Origin of the sequence: Candidatus Poriferisodalis sp. (assembly GCF_965221945.1) — a bacterium.
Taxonomy (GTDB): Bacteria; Actinomycetota; Acidimicrobiia; order Acidimicrobiales; family Poriferisodalaceae; genus Poriferisodalis.
Genome location: NZ_OZ244925.1, coordinates 1,902,802 through 1,927,512 on the forward strand (window position 1 = coordinate 1,902,802; position 24,711 = coordinate 1,927,512).

The following is a 24,711-nucleotide window of genomic DNA, read 5'->3' on the forward strand; positions in this document are numbered from 1 at the left end:
ATCCTTCGCGTGCTGAGCCGGTGCCACAGCCGGAGCCTCGGAACTCGTGTCGCAGTGTTTCGCCGCGACGCGAGCCGCCGACGGTTCCGTCGTTCGGGTGCAGTTGCATCCGTCGTCATGGCCGCGGCGTCGCTGGCGGTCATTTCGCCGCCGGCGACCGCGCCCGCTGCCGCGGTCCAGGTGGTACCGCTCAACGCCACGTGCTCCCAGCTGAACGCCATGGTCGGACGTCCGACGAACGCCCACATCGTCGGCAGGGGCGTCCGATTCGTGTCGGACCCGGGTTCGGACAACCGTTACACCACCGGCGAGACGATCAGCATCGTGGTGGAACTCAGTCTGAACGTCAGATTCAACGTTCGAACGGACCTCAATCCAGATGCCGAACCGTTGTCGGTCGACTTCATGCTCGGAGGGAACGCTCCAGCCAACCTGAGGAAGGCAGTGGCGACGCCGGCAAGGGGTGAAGGCACGAATCGGCTGAACTTCGAATACACGGTGCAATCGGGTGACACGCACCAGAACACCGGAGACCTTTGGATCCCCGAGAACTCGGTCAGGGCCGAGGACCACGCGCGCACGTTCGGCGGTACCAGCGATATCAACACCGTGGGCCGTGGGGTGCCGCATCAGTCAATTAGCGGACCCTGCGGCGGCTCAAACCTGGAACACTCGGCGGTGTTCCATCCCCGGTCGACAGGCTCGCCGACGATCGTCAGCAGGCCAAAGATCATGAGCGAGCCGATCGACGGCGACACCTACTACGCAGGCGAGGAGATCTGGGTCCGGATCGAGTACAGCGAGCCGGTCACCGTGACCGGCACGCCGACACTCACGCTCGACGTGGGCGGGTCGAACAAGGAAGCCAGATTCGTATGCACCGGTCACAGAGACACAAACTGTGCTGACAGCAACAACGTCCCGCTGAGCAACGACCCGCCGAACAACGACCCGCGGCGGCGCTCCAGCATGACTCGATTGCTCTTCGCTTACACAGTCACGGCCAGTGATTCGACGTCAACCACTGACCCTGACGACATTGAAGGCATCAGCGTCGCTTGGGGCAGCCTGAGCGGCGGCTCGATCACCGCTATGGACAACGGAGTGCGAGCCACGCTCCACCACGATGAACTCGAAGCACAAGCTGATCTGCGTGCTGTCGACCGCGACATGGATGGCGAAATCGACGGCGGCGACCCCACAGTGGCCAGGCACCTCGTCGATGGCAGTCGCGGGCCCCTCACGTCGCAGGAATTGCAGGACACGTCCAACCCGACCTTCGTTTCGAGCTACACCACCCGTGTCGTCAGCGAGCCCGCCACCGGCACAACTCTCCACGAGGGCGAATACGTGGTGGTGCGGGCCGACTTCAGCGAGGCCGTGTTCGTCGACGACACCCGGCTCGAGTTGCCCATCCAGATTTTCAACTGCCACAACGACGACTTCAGGCACCGCAATCAATTGAGCGGCACAGACTTGGATACCTACGACACCGGTCTTGTAGAGCTCGGCTGCCTTGACAACCTCCAAGATCGGAATCGGGTCAGTCCCACGTTGAAGTACGCCAAGTACCTCCCAGGTTCGGGGCACACGCGGCTGCTGTTCTATTACCAAGTCACGAACGATGACAAGGACCGCGATGGCATCATCGTGCCCTCTGGCCGTTTCACCTACGACGGCGGCAAGCCGATCGACGAGAACAACCAGAACATCTTCCGAGCCGCCGACGGCGGAACGCTCTACACCCACTACTCCGATGTCTTCGAGAAACCGCTGAAGTACCAACGGGTCGATGGCAAGGCTGTTGCAGGCCCGCCCATCATCCAGGCGCTCGAGGTCACGAGCATGCCGTTGTCCGGCGACAGCGACCCCCCTGACACCTACGGCTTCGGCGAGACCATCAAAGTCAAGGTGACGTTCAACCAGGCCGTACGGGTGACTGGAACGCCGAAACTGACCCTCAACCTCGGCGGCGAGCCCGAGGACGCGACATATGAGTCAGGCGACGATTCGAGGCAGCTGTTCTTTGACTACACAGTCAAGGCCGGGGACTTGGATACGAACGGCATCAGCATCGACGCGGACAGCTTGAAGGCGAATGACAGCACCAATGGCACGATCAAGGAGCTAGACGAGGAACGGCAGGATGCACCACTGGATCACCACGCGCTCGGAACGCAGGGGGGACACAAGGTCGACGCCATGGCGCCGACCATCACGGACCTGAGCATCAGCAGCGACCCGCCCAACGGGGGCACCTACTACGGCGTCGGCTCCTATATCGACATCAAGGTGACGTACGACGACCCAGTTGAGGTCACGGGCAACCCATCGCTCGAAATCGACTTCGGCTCCAGTACCCAGCCGGACCCCAGGACGGCCGACTTCAACCAGCAGGCAAGCAACGAAGACAACAACAACCGGACCATCGTCTTCCGCTACAACGTCATCGGGCCCGACGACGACCCCGACGGCATCCGGGTTCCAGCAGGGAGCATCGCCGGCACCATCCAGAGCACCAGTCAGAATCCGATCCCGGCCGATCGAGACTTCGATGAGCACGAGCTGCGGACCCAATCGGGGCATCGGGTCGAGACGATTGCGCCGTCCGTGGAGGCCATCGCGTTCGTCACGAGCGGATCGGACTGCGACGCATCCACGTTGCTTGTCGGCGAGTACATCTGCGTCGCCGTCACCTTCGACACAGATGACGACGCAAACGACTCCAACGATGACGGCGACGTCCCGCTGACGGGATCGACCCGGGACCGCGCCATCTGGGTTGACACGACAAACGGGACACCATCGATCGAACTAGACGTCGGTGGCGCTCTCAAGGACGCGACCTACCACAGCGGCTCCGGCAGCGGCAACCGGCTGGTATTCAGGTACCAGGTCGAATCCGGACTCACCGACAGTGACGGTGTCAGCATTGATGCGGGCAACATCGAGCTCAGCGGCGGTGTCATCACCGACACTGCGGGCAACGAGACCCTGCGACAGCACGATGCCATCGACGACGCCGACGGCCCGAGCGTCGACTCGGTGGTGCCCGAAATCACCGGCGGGCCGCGTATCTCGAGCGATCCGCCGAACAGCGGCCCCCCAGACAACAACGACACCTACGGCGATGGCGACGAAATCACCTTCGAAGTCGACTTCAGCGAAGACGTGGAGCGCTCAGGCACGCCGCTGCTGCGGTTCCAGATCGGCGACGACCAGGACAATCCTGCGGACAACAACCGCAACGCCCGGTACAAGGAATCATCCGCAGGCTGCACCGAGGCCGACACCACCAACACCTGCACATTGACGTTCAGCTACACCGTCGGCTCCAACGACGATGACAACGACGGCATCAGCGTTGATCTGGATACCGGTGCCGGTGAGACCACCGCAATCTCCGGCACCATCAAGGACCGAACGGGCAATCCGGCTGACTTGGGCCACAGCGCACTCGGTGACGACGGCGGCCACAAGGTGGACGCGCAGCCGCCGCGCGTCAGCACGGTCGAGATCACTTCTACTGCGCCGCAGCTCAACAACACCTACTACAAGCTCGGGGACATCATCACGGTCGAGGTGACATTCGACGACCCGATCGAGGTGACGCTCGACGACACCGACGCCGATTTGGATGATGATCCGCGCATCGCCCTGCGGATGCGCTCGGGCACCGAGTACGCCGACTACATCAGGCTCGACGGCGACAACACCATGGTCTTCGAGTACGCGGTCGAGAACGACGATCTGGACACGGACGGCATCGGCATCCCCTCCAACGCAATTCAACTGAGGGACGCGACTCTTGCCGACCCACAAGACAACCCTGCGATCATCACCCACATAGGCCTTGACGACGACCCAGACAACCAAAAGGTGGACGGCGTGCAGCCGTACATCACGAGCGGTCCCACGATCACCAGTTCGCCGCCCAACAGTGGCTCGCCGCACAACAACGACGCGTACGGCGAGGACTCGAAGATCGTCGTCACCGTGACATTCAATGAGCCGGTGCACATCACGTCGGCAAGCATCCCCCTGAGCATCGGAACGGACACACCCGATGCTTTGTGGGTGGCTCCGCAGGGTTACAACAGCGAGGTCGGTGTCGAGACCGCGACCTTCGAGTACACCGTCAACACCGGCGACGAAGACACCAACGGCATCAGCATCGTCGCAGACACCTTGAGTGGCGGCATCACTGACCTCGTGGGCAATGAGCCAGTGGTGAATGCACAGAGCATGCTGGAGCACCGCGGCGTCACGAACGCGAGCGGCCACGAGGTCGAGACGACGGCCCCGACCGTTTCCAGCGTCGTCATCACCTCGCCCTCCCCCGGCGGCGATCAGACGTATCACCTCGGCGACGCGATCATGGTCACCGTCACATTTGACGAGAAGGTCATCGTCAGCGGCACACCGAAAATCACGCTCGACATCGCCAGCGGGGACCAAAACGCGTCCTACGAGTCCGGCTCCGGTACGAGTGCTTTGGTATTTACGTATCGCGTCGTCGCCACCGACATGGACAGCGATGGCGTCGGCATCACTCAGAACAGCCTCTTCCTGGACGGCGGCACCATCACCGACCTGCCGGGCAACATCGCAGAACTCGATCACACCGCGGTGCCTGACGATGCCAATCACAAGGTGAATGGCAGCCTGCAACCACGCGGCCCGTGGGTCATGCAAGCCCCCACGATCACCAGCAGCCCAGACAAGCTCGATACCTACAGCAAGGGCGAGCACATCGTCCTCGAAGTGATGTTCAGCGAGGATGTCACCGTCAGCGGCCGGCCGTACTTGCCGTTGGTAGTCGGCACCGAAACCGTCGAGGCCAGGTATCTCTCGGGCTCCAGGACGGACAAGATTCGATTCCAATACACCGTCGGGGACACCAATGCAGGCCCGGCGGACGTGATGGACGGTGACGGCGTCAGCGTGAACGCCGTGAGCATCAACAAGAACGGCGGCAACATTGTTGCGGAGACGGGTGGCAAGGAAGCCGTCCTCACCGTGCCGGAACTCACCCACCAATCGGCCCACCAAGTCGATGGCGTGGCGCCAAGCGTCAACAGCGGCAGTCCCCGTATCACCAGCACACCGCCGCCGAACAGTGACGACACCTACGGCAAGGGCGACACGATTGAAGTCAGCATCGACTTCGACGAGCCCGTGCTGGTCAGTGGCACACCACTGGTCACGCTCACCATCGGCACGTCGCCGAAGCAGGCCCGCTTGGCCGGCCCCTCGAACATCGATCCCGCCGTCGGCGCCACCACCCTGACGTTCAGCTACACGGTCCAACCCGGCGACCTGGACGACAATGGCGTCAGCATCGCAGCGAACAAGCTGTCCGGGACCATCACGGACCTCGTCGACAATCCCGCCGACCGTGATCACGAGGGAATGCCGGACAACATCGGGCACAAGGTCGACGGTGGGCCTCGCACGACGAACCCGCCCGGGAACGGGAACAGCGGAGGCGACGACAGTGGCGGCGGGTTCCCCGCCTCTGACGACAGTGACAGCGGCGAAGGTAACCCGGGCATACGCGTCGAGCGCATCGGTGGCAACGACCGCTTCGAGACAGCCCAGCTCATCGCTGAGCGGTACGCCCGCGAGATAGCGCGTGACAAGTCGCTGCCCGTCAACGAGCGCAAGATCACCACTGTCATCATCGCTTCGGGTCGTGCCTTCCCCGATGCGCTGACTGCATCGGCGCTGACTCGCACACCGCTCAGCTCGATCGTGCTCTCCAGCCCAGCACTCGCCGGATCGAAGAATGCCCCGCTCCTGCTCACCGAGCCACACGAGCTGCCCGAGTTCACCAAGGAATTCCTGGTCGAGTTCGAGATAGCGCACGTGTACATCGTCGGCGGGCCCGCGGCCGTGTCGACCGACGTCGAGGCTGCGATTGCCGCGTTGCCGTCGGTGGTCAGCGTAATCCGCTTCGGTGGCGCCGATCGCTACGGGACCTCCGTCGAAATCGCCGCGGAAGTGATCGCTACCTCAGGCGGCGCCGCGCAATTCTGCGGGTCTTCGCTTCGCACCGCCCTGCTGGCGACCGGCAGGGACTTCGCGGATGCGCTTGCGCTCGCGCCCATCGCAGCCACAGGGCCGCATCCGCTCCTGCTGACCCACACCGACCGACTGCCCGACAGCGTGCGCGCATTCTTCACCGCTGCGCTTGCTGTCGGCAGCATCGAGCAGATCATTGTGGCCGGCGGGCCGGGCGCTGTTTCTGAAGACGTCGTCAACGAGCTGACCAATCTTGGTTTCACCGTCGTCCGCGTCGGCGGCGTCGATCGTTATGACACCTCAGTACGCATGGCTCGATTCGCACTTCGGTCTGGTGTCAACGGCGCGGGCACGTGCCTCGACAACAACCGCGTCGCTCTCGCCACCGGTCTGGTGTACGCAGACGGTCTGTCAGGCGGCCCGCTCATCGCCCGCTTGGACGGCGCCACCATCCTCGTGAAGCCCAACGAAGTACCGCACCTCGTCGACAACTTCTTGGCATGGCACCGCCTGGATCACACCGACCTAACGCTGACGGTGTTCGGCGGCCCTGCTGCGATTTCCTACGAGGTGGTCGGCATGGCCAGGGAGTCGGCCAAGCGTGGTCTGCGGCGCTGAGTCCGTTCCTCTCCGACTGCACCTCGCAACTAGCTTGCGATCATGGTTGCCCCTGCCCCGTCCTACAACGATCTGACAGCCCCGCGCTTCGAGTCGCTCATGGAGGTGATCCGGCTGCGGCGTTCTGTTCGCAGCTTCGAACCGCCGCCCGAGCCATTGCCCACCGACGTGCTGCGCGGGATCTGCGAGGCCGGCCGCTGGGCGCCGTCGGGAGCGAATACCCAGCCATGGCACTTGGTCGTCGCGACAGAGCGAGCCGACGTGCTGGCAGTCTCGGACGTGTTCGTGCGGCAAGCCGATCGGCTGGTGGCGCACTGCCGGGGCTTCCCCCACGTCCACAAGAAGCACTGGCTGGGAAACTCGCTGGCCATCGTGCTGCTGTTCTGCGATCCCCGCTGGGTCGACTCGTATCCCGTCAGCGACCACGACGGCTGGGCTGACGAGTACGACGCCAATAACGAGAAGATCCTGCTGGCTTCGGTCGGCGCTGCGGCTCAGAACATGCATCTCGCGGCCGCTGCATACGGCCTCACGACTGCGTGGCTGAGCGGGGGCGGCGAGGACACGACCGCTCGGGAACTTCGGCAGTTGCTCGGCGTGCCCGAGCCGCTCACCCCGATCGCCACGATTCCGATCGGCTGGCCGCACCGGCGCGCCGAGTCGCGCTACCGCCACCCGCTCGAACAGCTCATCCACTGGGGACGCTGGGACCCCGAGCGCACGCCCGCAGACGACGCCGTGGCGACCTACGTGAGCGGTGTCCGCCGTCAGGCCATGTACCGAGGCAGCGAGACGCTCGAAGACTGAGCAGGCGCCCCGATGACCCGCTCGCAGCGGGGGCTGCGCCGAAGCGGCTACAGCATGAAGCGGCTGACCGTGGAGCTGGCCAGCCACATCTCGATGTCACGGATGGCCTGCGTCATGGCCTGGCCGATGAGGTCCAGCTTGCGTACCTGCTCGATGCGCGGCGCGGCGTGCTCCAGCTCGGGCTTCGAGAGCAGCTCGCCGAAGATGCCACACGCATCCACGAGCGCGATGATCACGATGTCACGCGGGCTGGGGATCTCGTCGCTGAACAGCACGCCCATGATGCGCAGCTTCACTTCGCGCTCGGCCTTGCCGTCGACCGATGGGTAGCGGCGAGACCGGAACACCCACAGGTGACGGTCGTCCTTGCGCTCGAGAATGCCCTTGTCGACCAGCCGCGCAAATGCCTCCTCGCGGATGCCATCGGCCCGAGCCGCCACGAACTCCACCCAGTAGCGCGAGTCGCTCTCGGCCTGCTGGGCCGCAATCTGGGCAAGCGTGGGGTCGAGCAGACCATCGCCGATCGGCGTCGAGTCGATCAGCATGAGCTTCTCCAGATCGGTGTCGATCCGGTTCTCCATGGCCAGATCCATGAGCACCGAACCGGCGATCACGCGGTCGAGGGTGCGCTCAGGCACATGGATCAGCTTGCCGTCGTCGTCTCGCAGCAGCAGGAGGAGAATTTCTTCGGCGAATCTCAGCATGGTGTGTGTTCAGCTCCCGTGCGTCTGTCTCGACCCGGCCCACATCGTGCGGCCGCGTGCCCGCAGCGTAGTGGGCCTTAGGGCCTTGCAGCCCGTATCTGGACGCTCCGATGCGAGGTGCGCCCGTCAGACATCGAGACCGTCAGCGCTCCAGTGTGATGGCCGTGGCGCTCTCGAGACCGAGGTCGTAGTCGGGGCCCCGGGGATGTTCAACAGCGATGCGGTACGGGCCCTCGGGGTAGTACCGATCGCACTCCGCAGAAGGCGTCGGCGACAAGCACGGAACCATGTCAGTTGACGAGACGACGGCGCCGCCCGCATCCACGTACGTGATCCGCAGCGGCAGGGGTGTATCGCGCATCCAGAAGGCACCGCTCGTGTCGCTGTCGAAGACGAACACCATCGCTGCGTAGCCGCCGAGTGCCGCAAAATCAACAACACCCATGAGGCCCCGCTGGCGCGCCATAGGGGTGTCGGCGACGATGACCGGCCACACCTGCGAACCGGTTGGGCCGCTGACAGCCATCAGGCTCTCACCGAAGCCGTCGAGAGGCTCGGCGGTTCCAAGCACCTGATTCGCATCAGCACGAGAGTCGGGCTGAGCCGTCACAAGCACCTCGTTCGCATCAGCACGGGTGCCGGGCTCAGCCGTCGGCGACGGCTGAGCGGTCGTTTGGGTCACCGCGGGGTCCTGGGCGGCGGTACTAGTGGCACTCGGCGACTCTGTGGCAGCGGGCGCCGCGAGCGTGGCAGCGGTCGAAGGTGGCACGGTTGCCCGCGAGGTATCACCTGTGGCGGTACTGAGGTCGTCGTCGACGGCAATCGTCACGACAGTCGGTGACGGCGAAGTAGTAGGCGAAGGATTGGCCGGGGGGACCAAGCCCCCTGACCGGGTCGACTCATGCACCGAGCATGCGCCGAGCACCAGCACGATGACGATGGTCGCCGTCAACCGGCGGCGGTGGCGCATCAACGCAGTCTGTCGTGCCGGCTGACCGATGCGGACGCGACGCGCGGTGGAACCGGGTGGCAGGCGTGATGAGATAGGGGCGTGAACAGCAGCGCAACCGCGCTCGAGAAACCTGACGCGCCGACCCGGTCCATCGATGACGAGGGGGCGGTGCCGTTCGCGGACTTCGCTATCGGGGAATTTGCCGACTTGGTTGCGATGAGCCGCGAGCTGAGCCGCACCGGCGACTGGGTAGTCCGCACGCCATTCGGACTGTTCGTCCACGGATACGACGAGGCGCGCGCGATCCTGCGCGACCCGGCATGGATCTCGATGCTGGCCGGCGTCGCGATGCTCGACGAGGCAGCGCTCGATGGTGCCGGGCGCACACCGGTGAACTTCAACGCCTTCATGGCGCGGGCCCGCCGGGACGCACCCGTCAGCGCTGGCGACGAGGCGATGAGGGCTCGACCGAACGTGCTGTCACTCGAAGGTGATGATCACCGCCGTCTGAGGAGGCTCTTCGGCCGTGCCTTCACGCCCGCGGCGGCGGACCGGCTGCGACCGTTCATGGCATCCCACGCAGCGAGACTGATCGATCCGTTGGTGTCTGCAAGCGGCGGAGAAGTCGTCTCGGGCCTGTGCGACCCGTATCCGGTGCCGGTCATCTGCCGCCTGCTCGGCGTGACCGACGACGACTGGGGTCAGTTCGGCCGGTGGGCCGAGACCATCTTCGGACTCTTCGACGGTGACGCCGAGGCCGTGGTCCGCAGGCTCGGCGACATCGCCGCAGCACAGGCCGAGTTGGGCGCGTACGTGGTCGACCTGATCAAGCGCCGACGCCTCGAACCAGCCGACGATCTGCTGTCGGAGCTCATCACTGTGTCTGATGAGGGTGACCGGCTGAGCGAAGACGAGCTCATCGGCATGGTCGAGGCACTGCTGATCGCCGGGACCGACACCACACGCAACCAGCTCGGGGCCACCTTGGCGGTGCTCGCCGACAGGCCGGAGCAATATGCGGCGCTGCGGGCCGATCCCGACCAGATACCGGCATACGTCGAGGAATCGCTGCGCTACATCGGGGCAGTGCGCACGGCGATGCGCATCGCCACCACCGACTTGATCGTCAACGGTCTGCTGTTCCCAGCAGGCACCATCGTCATGATCGGCCTGCACGCGGCCAGCCTTTCGGGCGGTTGCCCGGCCCACGCTGGAACATCGCCGGACGCCGATCGCCCAGCCTCGCAAGAGTCTCCCCCCGACGAGCACAGTTTCGATCCCTACGAGTTCAATCCGGTTGTCCCCCACGAACATCCGCACCTGGCCTTCGGCAGCGGTGCGCACCACTGCCTCGGGGCATTCCTGGCCCGGGCAGAGCTGCAGGAAGCACTGCGGGTCTTCGTCGAGCACGTCGAGAGCTTTGAGTTGGACGAACCGGTCGAGTGGAAGCCGCTCTCGCTGGGGATCTGGGGACCGTCCCGCATGCGCCTGCGACTCAACACCGCGCCATTGGCGACACGGATATCGGCGAGAACACTGCCGCCGGCCAGCACGAACGCCGATCTCGGAACCTCGGCCGAGCGCGATCGCTACCTGACCACTGTGGCACCGCTGCGCCGCGCGATCCACGACAGCGTCCCCGAGCTGATCGCACGGCCGCGCTTCCCGCCCGTGTTTCGGCTGGTGATTACTGCAGCTCGTATCGGCTGGGCCAGCTACGCCGGTCGATTGCTCGACCGGCGACTTGATCCCGAGGAGCGGCGAGAGCAGATCTACCGACGCCTTCGGCTGGCGGCAACCAAGCTCGGCCCTGCCTACATCAAGCTGGCTCAACTCATCGCCGCCGGCGAGGGTGTCTTCCCCGATGCGCTCGTGGCCGAGTGCCGGCTGTGCCGTGACCAAGTGCCGGCCGAGCCGTGGGCCGCGATCCGCGAGGTCATCGAGGCCGAATTGGGCCCGATCGACGAGCGTTTCTCTCACTTCGACACCGAGGCGACCGCAGCGGCCTCCATCGCCCAGGTGCACGAGGGCCGGCTTGGTGATGGCACGCGGGTCATGGTCAAAGTGCAGCGGCCCGGTATCCGCCGGCGTGTCGAACGAGACCTGGCGGTGCTGGCGTGGATCGCGCCGAAGCTGGTGGGCCGCATCCCGATCACCGCGCTGGCCAATCCGCCGGCGCTCGTGGAACTGTTCGCCGAGACCATCTCCGAGGAACTCGACTTCCGGGTCGAGGTAGCAAACCTCTTCGAGGTCGACCGTGCGCTGCGCGCCACCACCACCGGACGCTGGGAGGTGCCCGAACCGTTCCTCGATGCTGTCACCGAGCGGGTAATCGTGATGAGCCCGGTCGCCGGGCGCCCGCTCAGCGAGTTGCGGCCCGAAGACCTCGCCGACGGCGAAGCTGCAGCCATCTTCCGCCAGATGAACGACGCCCTGCTCCACGGCGCCTGCATGACGGGCGTTTTCCACGGCGACTTCCACGCCGGGAACGTGTTCATCGACACCGAGGGGACGCCACCCGGCGAGCCACCCGCCATCGGGTTGGTCGACTTCGGTATTACCGGCCGGCTCGAAGGGCCCAAACGGGTGGCATTTCTGCGCTACGTGGTTGGCCTGCTCACCGGCGACCTGGAGTCGCAGATTTCCGGGATGATCGACTTGGGAGCCTTCGGACCTGGCAGCAGTCCCGAACGAGTCATCGCCGACCTGCGCCTTGATCGGCCGGGATTCGACCCGCTCGAACTCACAGAGGACGAGTTCACCTCCGAATTCCGTGCGCTGATCTCGGGCCTGCTGGCCAACGGCGGACGCATCCCCAAAGAGCTGATGCTGTTCATCAAGAACTTCGCCTACCTGTGCTCGGTGGCGGGCGAGCTGGAATCCGAGATGGAGGTGCTGGCTCAATTCGAGCGCATCGCCTCGTCGTTCTTCGCCCGCAATGGGGTCCGGATGGCCACCGAGATCGGCTTCTCGCCAGCCCCCGACGCCGTCGACGAACGCATCATCCGCCAAGCCATGGGCATCTCGCCCCGTCACGAACGGGTCACCTGGCGGCTCATCCGGGGACGACGCGAGAGTCTGAAGTCCCGGGTGAGCAACGCCGACTGAACGGCTACGTTCAGCCGACCTGCTACGCGCCGGTGGGGCATGATCTTGGAGGCATCGCGGGTGGAGCCTCGAAGCCATGCCGCGGCGAGACCGTCGCAATCAGCGCGAGAGCGGGAGGGACCATGGCATCAGACAGCCCAGCGCCGCATGGAGCGGGGTCAAGCAGCACAGAGGGTCGCATGGCGGACAAGGTGGCCGTCATCACCGGCGGAGCGTCAGGCATCGGGCGAGCATGTGGGCTGCGCTTTGCTGCCGAAGGCGCGTCCATCGTGGTCGCCGACCTGAACCCCGAACGCGCTGCGACCGTCGTCGACGAGATCAACGCGTTGGGTCAGGACGCCATCGCCGTGCAGGTGGACACCTCGCAGCAAGAACAGAACGACGAGATGGCAGACGCCGCCGTCGAGGCCTTCGGGCGCATCGACGCGTGCGTGGCTGCGGCAGGAATCTCTCATTCCGGCTATGTCAGCCGCGAGATCGACGAGCAGGCGGGGCAAGACCGCTTCGACCGGGGCGACATGTTCTTCATGGACAAGTCGCTCGAATCGTGGCAGCGAGTGCTAGATGTCAACCTGACCGGTGTCATGCTCACCAATCAGGCCGTGGCCCGCAAGATGAAGGACAACGGCGGCGGCGCGATCGTCAACATCTCGTCCATTGCCGGCACCAATGTGCTCAAGGGCAGCTCGGATTACTGCGTCTCCAAGGCCGGCGTGTGGATGCTGACGCGCTGCGCGGCGCTGGAGCTCAGTCGCTATGGCATCCGCGTCAACGCCGTGGGTCCCGGCTACATCCAGACATCGATGAGCGGTGCCGTGCTGGGCAATGAGCGGTGGGTGGCCGCACGTGAACGCGAGACGCCGCTGGGGCGGCTCGGCGTACCTGACGACATCGCCAACGCCTGCCTGTACCTGTGCAGCGACGATGCCAGCTTCGTGACCGGCGAGATCATCTTCCCTGACGGCGGCGTCATGGCCGCCGGCCGCTGAGCGGCGCGCCCAGCAACACATAGCCGACAAGGTCACAACCGGAGCACGACGAGAGGACACCGGCGATGGCGGACAACGAAGGCACGGCGCCGCATGGAGCGGCGTCCAGCAGCACGGCGCCGCATGGAGCGGCGTCAGCCAGCACGGCGCCGCATGGAGCGGCGTCCCCGAGCTCGGCGGGCCGCATGGACGGCAAGGTGGTCGTGATCACCGGCGGGGCATCGGGCATCGGCCGGGCATGCGCGCTGAGATTCTCGCAAGAGGGTGCATCGGTCGTCGTGGCCGACCTGAATCCTCACCGTGCCGAAGCCGTTGCGGCCGAGATCACCAACCGTGGCCGTCAGGCGACCTGGACCCAGGTCGACACTGCCGATCAGGAACAGAACGAGGCAATGGCCGAAGCCGCAGTGGCTGCTTTCGGGCGGCTCGACGCTTGCGTGGCCGCTGCGGGCATCTCCCACGCCGGCTACGTCAGCCGGGAGATCCCCGAGCAAGTCGGCCAGGACTTCTATGAACGGGGCGACCGGTGGCTACTCCAGAAGTCACTGGAATCGTGGCAGCGAGTAATCGATGTGAACCTGACCGGTGTCATGCTCACGAACCAGTCGGTCGCGCGCCGCATGCGTGACAGCGGGGGCGGTGCCATCGTGAACATCGCCTCGGTGGCGGGTTTGATGGCGCTGCAGGGCGGATCGGACTACTGCGTGTCCAAGGCCGGCGTGTGGATGCTGACCCGCTGCGCAGCCCTTGAACTCAGCCGCTACGGCATCCGGGTGAACGCGGTCGCACCCGGGTACATCCGTACATCCATGACGGCCTCCATGACCGACAGCGACGAGTGGGTGCGTGAACGCGAGCGGGAGACCCCGTTGAGCCGACTGGGCGAGCCCGCCGACATCGCCAATGCCTGCCTCTACCTGTGCAGCGACGAAGCCAGCTTCGTGACCGGCGAGATCATCGCTCCCGACGGCGGCCTGGCCGCCGACATTCGTTGACGGATTTGGACGTGAGTCGCATGAGAAGCGGACGGAGGGCGACACGATGAGCGTGCTCGTCGCCGTCGAGCCCGACTGCTGGCGGCGTCCAGTGCTGGCTGAGGCTGTCGTGCGGGGCGGGGGCACGGTGAGCGTCCCGGATGGGGCATCAGCGCTCGTGTGGGCCGAACCCACCCAGGCCCAGTTGATCGGGGAAATGGTGGATGCCAATCCCGGCATCGAATGGGTACAGCTCCCCTACGCCGGCATCGAGCCGGTGGTTGACGTCGTGACTGCCCGGCCAGCCATTGAGTGGTACTGCGGCAAGGGCGTATATGCAGAACCCGTCGCCGAGCACGCGCTGATGCTGGCGCTGGCCGGAATGCGCGGAATGGCCACCTACGCCCGCGCCGACGCGTGGAGCGCGCCCGAGGGGCGAAACCTGCTGGGTGCCTCCGTGACAGTGTTGGGTGGCGGCGGCATCACGAACTCGTTGCTGCGTCTGCTCGCGCCGTTCGGCTGCGAGGTGACCGTGTTGCGCAACCGCCCCGAGCTTCCAACGCCGCATGGAGCGGCGTCAGGCAGCGCGGATGGTGCTGCGAGAGTCGTCGGGCCCGATGCGCTCGCCGATGTCCTTCCGGGCACCGACGTGCTCGTGCTGGCCCTCGCGCTCACACCCGACACTGCCGGGATCATCGGCGCCGTGGAGCTGGCGGCCCTGCCCGATCATGCCTGGGTCATCAATGTGGCCCGCGGCGGCCACATCGTCACTGACGACCTCGTGGAGGCCCTGAGAACGGGCCAGATCGGCGGCGCTGCCCTGGATGTGACGGACCCCGAACCGCTGCCCGCGGATCATCCACTGTGGAGCCTGCCCAATTGCCTCATCACGCCCCACATCGGCAATACGCCCGAGATGGGCCTCGTGCTGCTGGCCGAGCGTGTCGAGGCCAACGTCGCGCTGCGGCTAGCCGACGAGCCGTTGATCGGACCCGTGTACTTGGATCTGGGTTACTGACGCCAGATGCTGCCCGCCGGCAGCTCAGCGCAGAACAGCGCCGTGGGTGGCTTCGACCGCGTCAATGCATTGCTGGCGGATCTCTGCCACCTGTTCGTCGGTGAGGGTACGGTCGTCGGCTTGCAGGCGCAGGCGGTAGGCCAGCGAACGGGTGCCCGGGGCCATCTGATCGCCTCGGTAGACATCGAAGAGCTCGACTGAGCGAAGTTCGTCGCCGCCAGCGGCGCGCAGCATGTCTCGAATCTCTGAGGCTTGAACGCCGTCGGGCACGCTGAACGCGAGGTCGATGTCGCTCGAGGGATAGGTCGAGACCAGCTGGTAGGGCCGGTCGGCAATTGCGGCCGCTGTTTCAAGCAGGGGCTCCATGTCGAGCTGCAGCCAAGCGCAGCGCTGGACGAGACCATGACGCTCGCACACGACCGGGTCGACCTCACCCACGTAGCCAATGGCGTGTCCTTCGAGCATGATTTGTGCTGCCCGTACCGGATGCATGCCGTCGAGGTCGCTGGTGTTCACCAGCGAGGCATCGAGCCCAAACGCGACAGCGATGAGGTCCCACAGCCGTACTGCATCTGTCGCCTCGCCGCCGGCCCAAATGGCGCCGAGCTGTTCAGTTTCGGTCGGAAGCGCGCCATTCGACGGGGTAGCTGGAGACGATGCGACTGGCGGCTGGCCGAACACCACGCCCATCTCGAACAGCGACACAGTCTCGTTGCGGTGGGACGTGTTGTATGCGGCCGCGGTGAGCAGGCCAGGCAGCAACGACGGGCGCAATACCGATTCCTCGGTGGCGAGCGGGTTCAGCAGGCGGACCGGCTCGGCGCCGTCAATGCCCGCTCGACGAAGGGCGTCGGGCGCGAGGAACGGGTTGGGCATTGCTTCAGACAAGCCGGCCCCGATGAGCACGCGACGCAGGTCGCGGCGCAACCGCTGTGTCGGCGTCAGCCTGCCCGGCTCGGGTGACCGCGGCACCGTTCGGCCGAGCCGCCCGTAGCCGTAGTGACGAGCGACCTCCTCAGCCACATCGGTTTCGGTGGCCACGTCGGGACGGAAGCTGGGAATCGTCACCTCCAGCGAGCCGTCGGTGGCGCTATCGCAGTGCAAACCGATCGGGTCAAGCAACGAGCGCAGTTGGCTTTCGCTGAAAGGCTGTCCCAGCAGGTGGCTCATGCGGGCTGGGCGGACATCCACGCGTGTCGCATCGGGCAGCTCGCCACGCCCGTCGAGACGACCGCGGCAGACCGACACCCCGCCCGGAGTGATCCGGATCAGGAGTTCGCAGAAGCGATCCAGCGCTGTTGGCACCAAGTCCCAGTCAGTTCCTCGCTCGAAGCGCATTGAAGCTTCCGAGCGCAGGCCAAGCCGCTGGGAGGTGCGGGTGATCGACAAGCGATCCCACCAAGCCAATTCGAGCAAGACCGCCGTGGTGGCCTCGCTGATCTCGCTGCTTGCGCCGCCCATGACTCCCGAGATGCCAATGGGCTGGTTGTCGCGGTCGATGATGACGCCGTCACCCCGCTGCATGGTGCGCTCTTGATCGTCGAGCGTGACGACGGTTTCGTCGCCTGGGCTGCGCCGCGTGCCCAGGTGGCCACCGGGGACAAGCGCAAGGTCGTAGGTGTGGTTCGGCATGCCCAGCTCGAGCATCACGTAGTTGGAGACATCCACGACCGAGTTGATGGGCCGCATCCCGCACAGGGCGAGGCGCAACTGCATCCACAGCGGCGACACGCCGACGGCTACGTCGCGAATGGCGCGTACGCCGAAGCGGCCGCACAGGTCCCCGTCCACAATCTCGACCGATGCCACGTTCGAGATGTCCTCGTCGGTCTCGGCAACGACCGGCTCCGGTATCTCGAACGGGATACCGAGACGTGCGGCCAAGTCGCGTGCCACGCCGGCCACCGACATCGCGTCGGGACGGTTCGGGTTGACCTCGAGGTCGTAGAGCACGTCGCCGCCCAGACCGATCTGGTCCATCAGCGGAGCGCCGAGCTCCAACCCGTCGGGCAGGATCATGATGCCCTCAGCATCGGTGCCCAGCCCGAGTTCAGCAGCCGAGCAGCACATGCCCTCGGACACCTCGCCGCGCAAGCGCCGCTTGCCGATTTCGAGGCCACCCGGCATGGTCGTGCCGACCGTCGCGAGCGGCACCAGATCGCCGACCGACATATTGAATGCGCCGCAGCACACCTGCAACGCACCGTCGGTGCCCTCACCGCTGGTGCCGGGCAGCTCCACGTCAACCAACTGGATGCGATCGGCCTCCGGATGCGGTCGCAACCCCGCCACTCGCGCCACCACCACACCGTCGAGTGACGGCAGGATGCGCATTTCCTCGACAGCCATGCCGAGATCGCTCAGGTGATCGGCCAGCTCGGCGGAATCGCCCGCGATGGGTGCGAATTCGCGCAGCCAGCTCAGCAGCACCTTCATCGCGGCATGTCTCCCCTGGGTGCTCGAACACTCATCCCCGCGACTCCCTGCATCAGAACTGGCTGAGGAACCGGATGTCGTTGGTGTACATGTCTCGCAGATCGTCGATGCCGTGGCGCATCAGCGCCAGCCGGTCGATGCCGAAGCCGAATGCGAATCCGGTCCATTCCTCGAAGTCGATGCCGCAGTTGGAGAGCACGTTGGGGTGCACCATGCCGCAGCCGCCCAGCTCGATCCAGCCGGTTCGCTGGCAGGTCTGGCAGCCCGAGCCCTCGCAGAGCACGCAGGTGATGTCGAACTCCGCAGACGGCTCGGTGAACGGGAAGTACGAGGGACGCAGCCGCGACGAGATCGACTTGCCGAAGTAGGCCGAGGTGAACTCCTCCAGCGTGCCCGCAAGGTCTGTGAACGAGATGCCCCGGTCCACCACCAGGCCCTCGATCTGGTGGAACACCGGCATGTGACTGGCGTCCGCCGTATCGCGACGGAACACGCGGCCGGGGCAGATCGTGTAGATCGGCGGCGGCTGAACCTCCATGACCCGGATCTGCACGGGCGAGGTGTGGGTGCGCAGCAGAACGTTGGACGCCTCGCCGCCCTCGCCGTCGCCAAGTTCGGTTCGCTCGCCCAGGTCCAAGTACAGCGTGTCCCACATCGACCGGGCTGGGTGCGCAGCTGGCAGGTTCAGCGCCTCGAAGTTGTACCAATCGGTCTCGGCCTGGGGGCCCTCGGACACGGTGAAGCCCATGCCGACGAACACGTCCTCGAGGCGCTCGGTGGTCTGGGTGACCAGGTGCAAGTGCCCCCGCCCTGGCCCCGGCGGCGTCTCGGTGAGGTCCAGCCACTCACGTTGCAGCTGCTCACGGCGTGCTGCAGCAGCGAGTTCGTCGACGGCCTCCGCGTGAGCGGTGCGCAACGCCTGCTGGGCCTCATTGAGTGCGCGGCCAGCTGCGGCCCGCAGCTCTGGAGCCAGCGAACCCAATCCTTGCTTGATCTGGCCGAGCGTCGACTTGCGTCCGAACGAGCCAGATTCCGCCTGCGCCAACTCGTCGCCAGAAGATGCCGCTGCCACCGCGGCGAGGCCCTGCGTGCGCGCAGCGTCGATATCCGCCAGCAGCGTGTCGAGTCCTGTTTCGGTCGCCGGGCCGTTCACGGCAGGCAGGGTACGAGTCCGCGGTGCATTCGCGAACTCAATTCGTCGGCAGGTTCCCGGCTTCTGGCCGCATGGCGTACATCAGCACGGCGGCGGCCACGGCTACGTTGAGCGAGTCCACCGGGTGCTGCATGGGAATCGCAACGGCGATGTCGGTGCCAGCCACAGCGTCGGCGGACGGTCCGTGCGCCTCGTTGCCCACCACGAGTGCCATGTGATCATTGAGTGGCAGCTCGTCCAACCGCACCTCGCCATCGGGTGCGGCGCGTACTCGCAGGTGTCCGGCATCTCCGAGGACGTCGAGCACTTCAGCGGTGGGGTGGCCGCGGTTGACCATCGTTCCGAACGTCAGCCCTGCGGCACCTCGCAGCGCCTTGGGGCTCCACAGATCGGTCGTGCCCTCAGTAGCGATGACCGCACCGATTCCCACGGCCACGGCGCTGCGGACCACAGCCCCGGCGTTTCCGGGGTCGCGCACTGCTTCGAGCACCACGACCCGCGCCGCCGTCACTGCCGCGCTGAGCGGCGAGTCCGCGAAGCGTGCGATCGCGAGGACCCCTTGGGGGTTCATGGCATCGGCGAGCGGGTCGAGCACGTCGGCGGGAACGGGGTGGATCGCACCGATTCGTCCCCGGAACCCAATTCCCAGTCGCGCTGCATCAGGGTGATCGTCGGGCGCACCGGCTGGCGCGTAGCGGTCGACCAGCTCGGGACGGGCAAAAACCGCTTCGAGGGTGGCGCCGCTGGCCAGTGCCCCGTCGACGGCTCTGGGTCCCTCGACGACGGCAAGTCCGGTTGCGTCGCGCTGGCGCCGATCGCGCACCAATCGCGACAGCCGCGACAATGCGGCCCCCGACGGCGGTGACGGCTGGAGTGCGCTCAGGCGGCTGTGTCGGTGAGGGCAGCCTCGGCACGCTCGGCGATCGCAGCGAACGCTGCGGGATCGCTGACGGCGAGGTCTGCCAGGTTCTTGCGGTCGACAACGATGCCCGCCACGTCCAGCCCGTGTATGAGCCTGCTGTAGGTGGTGCCGTTCTGGCGTGCAGCAGCGTTGATGCGCTGGATCCACAGGCGGCGGAATTCGCCCTTACGGGCCCTGCGGTCGCGGAACGCGTACTGCCCGCTATGCATGACCTGCTCGTTGGCGGCCCTGAATGACCTGCTCTTGTTGCCGTAGTAGCCCTTCGCCTTCTGGAGCGTCGCCTTGCGACGGGTGCGACTAGCCACGGATCGCTTGACTCGTGCCATGTTGATCCTCTCGCTTCTCTGGGATCGGGTCTGCGGAAACGGGGTTCAGCGGCCCAGCATCCGGTTGACTCGCTTGCCATCGGCGCTGGACACCTCGCCCTCGAGTGCTAAGCGCCGCTTGCGCGCCGACGACTTCTTCTCGAGCAGGTGATTGCGGTTCCGCTTGCGGCGAACGAGCTTGCCGGAGCCCGTGGTCTTGAAGCGCTTCTTGGCGCCGCTGTGGGTCTTCATCTTGGGCATGGTTTCAGTGCCTTGCTCTCTTGGCTCACTCGGTCTGGCTCACGCGTTCTAGGTGCGTGAGTCTGTTGAACTGTGTCCGACGGCTGCAGCGCGGGCCGGCGGTGCGTCAGTCGCTGGGCGGGTCTGCGGCCTTGCGGCGCTGGCGCGAGATGCGGTCTGGGCTCAACAACATGGTCATGTTGCGCCCGTCCAGCCGGGGGAACTGGTCGACCTTCCCGACGTCGACGACTGCCTCAGCAACACGTTCCAAGATCTGACCGCCCAGTTCGGGATGGAACACCTCGCGCCCTCTGAACATAACGGTGACCTTGACCTTGTGGCCGTCTTCGAGGAACTTGCAGACCTTGGCTGTCTTGGTGCCGAAGTCGCCCGACCCGATCTTGGGCCGGTACTTCATCTCCTTTAGCCCCGCGTGCGACGTCTTGCGCCGCGACTCCTTCGCCCGCTGTGCCGCCTCGTACTTGTACTTGCCGTAATCCATGATCCGGCAAACCGGAGGGGCGGCGTTCGGCGCCACCTCAACGAGGTCCAAGTCCAAGTTGCGTGCGATCTGCAGAGCCTCAGGCACCGACTTGATGCCGATCTGCTCGCCGTCAGGTGCAACCAGACGGACCTCGCGGACCCTGATGTCCTCGTTGATCCGGGCGTCACCGTCACTTGCGCGTGCTATGGCCGTACTCGCTTGTCCAAAGGACGCTCCTCGTCCACGCGGCATCCGTTGCGAACCCGGTACCGGAACGCGCCTTCCGGCGGTTCGGTGGGGGTCAGGACCCCGCTTGTTTCAGTTGTAGGGGCCGTAGGGTAACAGCGCTGGCTATGGGCGGCACAGCGGCGGTGCGGAGACTCCGGCGCAGTCCGACACAGCGCCGAGGCGAGGTCGCTGCAGGCCAGCGCAGTGATACGAGCTGGAGAGGTCGCCGATGAGCACGTTGTGGACACCGGAGGGTGAGCATCGCGTACCTCGCGAGGGCACCGGCGAGCCGTCGCAGGCTCCGCCCAGCAAGGCTGATGACGACGGCGGTGCGTACTCCGCTGATGACGACGGCGGCGCATTTGACATAGACCCCGAGACGGGTTTGCCGATCGATCCCCGTACCGGCGAGCCCTTCGATCCCGAAGAGCTGGCCGAGATGCAGGAGGGGCTGCGCGAGGCCCAGGAACAGCTGGTGTCGGTGCCAGCGGCCGAAATCGTGCAGAACCACATGATGGGTCTGTTCGAGCTGGCGGCACTCCACCTGCAGCGGGATCCGCCCGACCTGGCCGAGGCGCGCCTGCCCATTGATGCGCTGGGACTGCTCGTGGACCATCTGGCCGACCAGCTGCCCGCCGGTGAGACGCTGCGGGGCGCATTGCAGCAGATCCGCCTTGCATACGTGGAAATCCACAAGCGCCAATCCGAAGCCTGAGCTGTCGAGTCGGCACACGGCGACAGCCCGCACGGCACGTCAAGAACTACCACGGCAATAACCAGCACAGCTCGCAGCGGTGCCGCGGGTACCGTTACCGCCCGTGCTCAAGCTCGTGCTCCCAAAGGGCTCGCTCGAAGAGGCGACCCTGCAGCTGTTTGCTGACGCCGACCTGCCAGTTCGCAGGGGCTCAGCGGTGGACTACCGCGCCACGATTGACGACCCGCGCATCGACGACGTGCGGATACTGCGGCCCCAGGAAATCCCGTCCTACGTTGCCGATGGTCTGTTCGATCTGGGCATCGCCGGACGCGATTGGATCGAGGAGACCAGCAGCGACGTCATCTCCCTGGGCGAGTTGCGCTACTCGAAGGCCACTTCGCGACCGGTGCACATCGTGGTCGCAGTGCCCGACGCCAGCAGCTACCAGGCGCTCGCCGACCTGCCTGACGGGGTACGGGTGTCGAGCGAGTATCCCGAGCTCACCCGTCGCCACTTCGCCGAGCGCGGCGTCGATGCCGATGTGCGGCTGAGCTACGGCGCGACGGAGGCCAAGGCACCCGAGATCGTGGACGCCGTGGTCGACCTCACCGAGACGGGCCGGGCCCTGAGGGCCGCCGGTCTGCGGATCATCGACGAGATCCTCACGAGCTACACCGAGATCTTCACCAACCGAGCCGCCTACGACGACCCGGCAAAGCGTCGAGCGATGACGCAGATCAAGACGCTCCTCGACGGGGTGCTCGACGCTCGCGGCAAGGTGCTGGTCAAGCTGAACGTGGCCCGCGAACACCTCGATGCCGTTGTGGACGTACTGCCGTCGATGAAGGCGCCCACTGTGAACGAGCTGTGGGGCGGCGAAGCCTACGCCGTCGAGACTGTGGCGCCGAAACACGAGATCAACGTGCTCATCCCGGAGCTGCTCGAGAGGGGCGCGACGGACATCGTCGAGATGCCGATCTCCAAAATCGTCCCCTGAGCGGGCCGCACACCAGGCATCTCGACGACAATTCACCCATCGAGATGCCGATCTCCAAAATCGTCCCCTGAGCGGGCCGCACACCAGGCATCTCGACGACAATTCAGCCATCGAGATGCCGATCTCCAAAATCGTCCCCTGAACCCTGTCCTCTAGTCCGCGAGCGGGGGCGTCTGTTCGAGATCCAGGTCGCTCTGGGCTTCGTCGTCCATGAGGTGGCCCATGCGCATCTTCTTCGTGCGCAGGTAGGCCTGGTTGTGCGGGTTGGCTGGCGCCGTGGTCGGCACCCGCTCGACGATTTCGAGTCCGTAGCCGGACAGACCGCCGATCTTGTTCGGGTTGTTCGTCATGAGGCGCATCCGGTGCACGCCAAGCTCCGCCAGGATTTGCGCCCCGATGCCGTATTCCCGGCTGTCCACCGGCAGGCCCAGCTCCAGGTTGGCGTCGACGGTGTCGCGACCCAGGTCCTGCAGCGAATACGCAGCGATCTTGTGACCGATACCGATGCCGCGGCCCTCGTGGCCGCGCAGGTACACGAGCACGCCGGCGCCCGACTCGGCGATGGCCTCCAGGCTGCCGTGCAGCTGTGCCCCGCAATCGCAGCGCATCGAGGCCAGGATGTCGCCGGTCAGGCATTCGCTGTGGACGCGCACCAGCACCGGCTCGGAGCCCATGACGGTCCCGTAGGTGAGCGCCAGGTGCTCGGTGTCGTCGAAGTCGCGGAAGACGTGCCCCATGAACTCGCCGTAGATGGTGGGGATGCGGGCTTGCGCGATCGGATCCACGAGGCGCTCGTTGGCGCGCCGATAGCGGATCAGGTCGGCGATGGAAATGAGGAGCAACCCGTGTTGATCGCTGAACTCGACGAGATCCGGCAGGCGGGCCATCGACCCGTCGTCGTTGACCACCTCGCAGAGCACCCCGGCGGGATGGCACCCCGCCAGCCGGGCAAGGTCCACCGCTGCTTCTGTGTGTCCGGCCCGCTTGAGCACGCCACCAGGGCGATAGCGCAGCGGCAGCACGTGGCCAGGCCGGTTGAAGTCATTGGCGCTGGACTTCGGGTCGGCCAACAGGCTCAGGGTTCGTGCCCGGTCTCCCGCTGAGATTCCGGTCGTGGTGCCTTCGGCTGCATCCACGGTGACCGTGTAGGCAGTGCGCATCGACTCGGTGTTGACGGTCACCATCAGCGGCAATGCCAGCTCGTCGAGTCGTTCCCCCATCAAAGGAGCGCAGATGACCCCCGATGTGTAACGGACGAAGAACGCCATCGCCTCTTGCGTGGCGTGCTCAGCCGCCATGATGAGGTCGCCCTCGTTCTCACGGTCCTCGTCGTCAACGACCACGACGATCTCGCCGCGTCCGATAGCTGCGATCGCATCGGGAATGGCAGCGAACGGCGAACCGGCTGGAGCCCCTTCGGCTGCGTTGTGGTCGGTCATGCCGGACTCACTCATGGTTGGTTCCAGCACCATTCTGCCCGAGTAAGCGCTCGACATAACGAGCGAGGACGTCAACCTCGAGGTTGACGAGGTCGCCGGGCTGCGCAGTGCCCATGGTGGTCAGGGCCATCGTGTGCGGGATGAGCGCCACCGAGAACTCGCATCCACCGGCCTCATCGTCGTCGATGTCGAAACACGTGAGGCTGACGCCGTCGAGCGTGATCGACCCCTTCTCCACCAGGTATCGACGCAATCCCCCGTCGGAACCCACAGCGACGCGCAGGTCAGGGCCAGGTCGCGTGATCGTTGCCACACCGTCCACATGACCCTGCACCATGTGGCCGCCGAGCCGGTCTGCATAGCGCATTGCGCGCTCGAGGTTCACTGGATCGCCCTCTGCCAGCGAACCGAGCGCAGTGCGACTGGCCGTCTCGGCGGTGACGTCGGCCTCCCACCAGCCATCCCCCATTGCGACGACGGTGAGGCAGCAGCCATTCACAGCGATCGAGTCGTCGACGGCGCTGTCAGCGAGCACTACCGCCGCATTGAATCGGTATCGCTCACTACCGCTGCCGGCGAGGCTGCCGAGTTCCTCGACGATTCCGGTGAACATCGC

General features: G+C 65.7%; 18 protein-coding genes. 8 read left to right on the forward strand and 10 right to left on the reverse strand.

Annotated features, from left to right (window positions below):
* The first annotated feature begins 117 nt into the window (after window positions 1–117).
* Together ACOQPH_RS08840 and ACOQPH_RS08845 are read left to right on the forward strand one after the other, a co-directional pair.
* Complete coding sequence (locus tag ACOQPH_RS08840) at window positions 118–6,642, forward strand: cell wall-binding repeat-containing protein (protein ID WP_420624256.1); 6,525 nt, start codon at window positions 118–120, stop codon at window positions 6,640–6,642.
* A 42-nt stretch (window positions 6,643–6,684) separates the two neighbouring features.
* Window positions 6,685–7,449, forward strand: coding sequence for a nitroreductase family protein (locus ACOQPH_RS08845; RefSeq protein ID WP_420624257.1), 765 nt, complete (start codon window positions 6,685–6,687; stop codon window positions 7,447–7,449).
* Window positions 7,450–7,496: 47 nt separating this feature from the next.
* On the opposite strand, the gene ACOQPH_RS08850 is transcribed toward ACOQPH_RS08845, so the two are convergent.
* Window positions 7,497–8,153 (reverse strand): GOLPH3/VPS74 family protein, encoded by a 657-nt coding sequence (locus ACOQPH_RS08850; protein WP_420624258.1) that lies wholly within the window; start codon window positions 8,151–8,153, stop codon window positions 7,497–7,499.
* 142 nt (window positions 8,154–8,295) lie between these two features.
* Window positions 8,296–9,123 (reverse strand): DUF192 domain-containing protein, encoded by an 828-nt coding sequence (locus tag ACOQPH_RS08855; protein WP_420624259.1) that lies wholly within the window; start codon window positions 9,121–9,123, stop codon window positions 8,296–8,298.
* An 81-nt stretch (window positions 9,124–9,204) separates the two neighbouring features.
* Here ACOQPH_RS08855 and ACOQPH_RS08860 point away from each other — a divergent pair, with 81 nt between their 5' ends.
* The 4 genes from ACOQPH_RS08860 (at window position 9,205) to ACOQPH_RS08875 (ending at window position 15,194) form a co-directional block, all read left to right on the forward strand.
* Complete coding sequence (locus ACOQPH_RS08860; RefSeq protein ID WP_420624260.1) at window positions 9,205–12,213, forward strand: cytochrome P450; 3,009 nt, start codon at window positions 9,205–9,207, stop codon at window positions 12,211–12,213.
* Window positions 12,214–12,392: 179 nt separating this feature from the next.
* Window positions 12,393–13,202 carry an SDR family NAD(P)-dependent oxidoreductase gene (locus ACOQPH_RS08865; protein WP_420624261.1) on the forward strand — a complete coding sequence of 270 codons (810 nt, stop codon included), beginning with the start codon at window positions 12,393–12,395 and terminating at the stop codon, window positions 13,200–13,202.
* A gap of 65 nt (window positions 13,203–13,267) precedes the next feature.
* Window positions 13,268–14,197, forward strand: a complete 930-nt coding sequence (locus tag ACOQPH_RS08870) for an SDR family NAD(P)-dependent oxidoreductase (protein WP_420624262.1) — start codon at window positions 13,268–13,270, stop codon at window positions 14,195–14,197.
* Between the two features lie 46 nt (window positions 14,198–14,243).
* Window positions 14,244–15,194 (forward strand): NAD(P)-dependent oxidoreductase, encoded by a 951-nt coding sequence (locus ACOQPH_RS08875; protein WP_420624263.1) that lies wholly within the window; start codon window positions 14,244–14,246, stop codon window positions 15,192–15,194.
* A 24-nt stretch (window positions 15,195–15,218) separates the two neighbouring features.
* On the opposite strand, the gene pheT is transcribed toward ACOQPH_RS08875, so the two are convergent.
* From pheT to infC, 6 genes are all read right to left on the reverse strand, one after another.
* On the reverse strand, window positions 15,219–17,630 hold the full coding sequence (gene pheT, locus ACOQPH_RS08880; RefSeq protein WP_420624264.1) for a phenylalanine--tRNA ligase subunit beta: 2,412 nt from the start codon (window positions 17,628–17,630) through the stop codon (window positions 15,219–15,221).
* Window positions 17,631–17,682: 52 nt separating this feature from the next.
* Window positions 17,683–18,744, reverse strand: a complete 1,062-nt coding sequence (gene pheS / locus ACOQPH_RS08885) for a phenylalanine--tRNA ligase subunit alpha (RefSeq protein WP_420624331.1) — start codon at window positions 18,742–18,744, stop codon at window positions 17,683–17,685.
* A gap of 76 nt (window positions 18,745–18,820) precedes the next feature.
* Window positions 18,821–19,606 (reverse strand): TrmH family RNA methyltransferase, encoded by a 786-nt coding sequence (locus tag ACOQPH_RS08890; protein WP_420624332.1) that lies wholly within the window; start codon window positions 19,604–19,606, stop codon window positions 18,821–18,823.
* Window positions 19,607–19,662: 56 nt separating this feature from the next.
* Window positions 19,663–20,031, reverse strand: coding sequence for a 50S ribosomal protein L20 (gene rplT, locus ACOQPH_RS08895; protein WP_420624265.1), 369 nt, complete (start codon window positions 20,029–20,031; stop codon window positions 19,663–19,665).
* 45 nt (window positions 20,032–20,076) lie between these two features.
* Window positions 20,077–20,271: a 50S ribosomal protein L35 gene (rpmI, locus tag ACOQPH_RS08900; protein WP_420624266.1), complete on the reverse strand. Its 195-nt coding sequence runs from the start codon at window positions 20,269–20,271 to the stop codon at window positions 20,077–20,079.
* A 106-nt stretch (window positions 20,272–20,377) separates the two neighbouring features.
* Window positions 20,378–20,986 (reverse strand): translation initiation factor IF-3, encoded by a 609-nt coding sequence (gene infC, locus ACOQPH_RS08905; protein WP_420624267.1) that lies wholly within the window; start codon window positions 20,984–20,986, stop codon window positions 20,378–20,380.
* Between the two features lie 205 nt (window positions 20,987–21,191).
* Between infC and ACOQPH_RS08910 the strand changes: the two genes are divergently transcribed.
* Both ACOQPH_RS08910 and hisG read left to right on the forward strand, forming a co-directional pair.
* Window positions 21,192–21,677, forward strand: a complete 486-nt coding sequence (locus ACOQPH_RS08910) for a hypothetical protein (RefSeq protein ID WP_420624268.1) — start codon at window positions 21,192–21,194, stop codon at window positions 21,675–21,677.
* 103 nt (window positions 21,678–21,780) lie between these two features.
* Window positions 21,781–22,656 (forward strand): ATP phosphoribosyltransferase, encoded by an 876-nt coding sequence (gene hisG / locus ACOQPH_RS08915; RefSeq protein WP_420624269.1) that lies wholly within the window; start codon window positions 21,781–21,783, stop codon window positions 22,654–22,656.
* Window positions 22,657–22,808: 152 nt separating this feature from the next.
* Here the strand turns inward: hisG and ACOQPH_RS08920 are convergent, their stop codons facing one another.
* Window positions 22,809–24,110, reverse strand: coding sequence for a bifunctional 3,4-dihydroxy-2-butanone-4-phosphate synthase/GTP cyclohydrolase II (locus ACOQPH_RS08920; protein ID WP_420624270.1), 1,302 nt, complete (start codon window positions 24,108–24,110; stop codon window positions 22,809–22,811).
* Window positions 24,103–24,708: a riboflavin synthase gene (locus tag ACOQPH_RS08925; RefSeq protein WP_420624271.1), complete on the reverse strand. Its 606-nt coding sequence runs from the start codon at window positions 24,706–24,708 to the stop codon at window positions 24,103–24,105. Before ACOQPH_RS08925 ends, ACOQPH_RS08920 begins: the two co-directional genes overlap by 8 nt.
* Window positions 24,709–24,711 lie beyond the last annotated feature (3 nt).

What these genes read in the sequence shown, in the direction of transcription:
- ACOQPH_RS08925 (WP_420624271.1), bottom strand. Translation starts at nt 24,708, where the DNA reads ATGTTCACCGGAATCGTCGAGGAACTCGGCAGCCTCGCCGGCAGCGGT.
- rplT (WP_420624265.1), bottom strand. Translation starts at nt 20,031, where the DNA reads ATGGCACGAGTCAAGCGATCCGTGGCTAGTCGCACCCGTCGCAAGGCG.
- ACOQPH_RS08875 (WP_420624263.1), top strand. Translation starts at nt 14,244, where the DNA reads ATGAGCGTGCTCGTCGCCGTCGAGCCCGACTGCTGGCGGCGTCCAGTG.
- pheT (WP_420624264.1), bottom strand. Translation starts at nt 17,630, where the DNA reads ATGAAGGTGCTGCTGAGCTGGCTGCGCGAATTCGCACCCATCGCGGGC.
- ACOQPH_RS08870 (WP_420624262.1), top strand. Translation starts at nt 13,268, where the DNA reads ATGGCGGACAACGAAGGCACGGCGCCGCATGGAGCGGCGTCCAGCAGC.
- ACOQPH_RS08920 (WP_420624270.1), bottom strand. Translation starts at nt 24,110, where the DNA reads ATGAGTGAGTCCGGCATGACCGACCACAACGCAGCCGAAGGGGCTCCA.
- rpmI (WP_420624266.1), bottom strand. Translation starts at nt 20,271, where the DNA reads ATGCCCAAGATGAAGACCCACAGCGGCGCCAAGAAGCGCTTCAAGACC.
- infC (WP_420624267.1), bottom strand. Translation starts at nt 20,986, where the DNA reads ATGCCGCGTGGACGAGGAGCGTCCTTTGGACAAGCGAGTACGGCCATA.
- ACOQPH_RS08845 (WP_420624257.1), top strand. Translation starts at nt 6,685, where the DNA reads ATGGTTGCCCCTGCCCCGTCCTACAACGATCTGACAGCCCCGCGCTTC.
- ACOQPH_RS08910 (WP_420624268.1), top strand. Translation starts at nt 21,192, where the DNA reads ATGAGCACGTTGTGGACACCGGAGGGTGAGCATCGCGTACCTCGCGAG.
- ACOQPH_RS08840 (WP_420624256.1), top strand. Translation starts at nt 118, where the DNA reads ATGGCCGCGGCGTCGCTGGCGGTCATTTCGCCGCCGGCGACCGCGCCC.
- ACOQPH_RS08850 (WP_420624258.1), bottom strand. Translation starts at nt 8,153, where the DNA reads ATGCTGAGATTCGCCGAAGAAATTCTCCTCCTGCTGCTGCGAGACGAC.
- ACOQPH_RS08865 (WP_420624261.1), top strand. Translation starts at nt 12,393, where the DNA reads ATGGCGGACAAGGTGGCCGTCATCACCGGCGGAGCGTCAGGCATCGGG.
- ACOQPH_RS08855 (WP_420624259.1), bottom strand. Translation starts at nt 9,123, where the DNA reads ATGCGCCACCGCCGCCGGTTGACGGCGACCATCGTCATCGTGCTGGTG.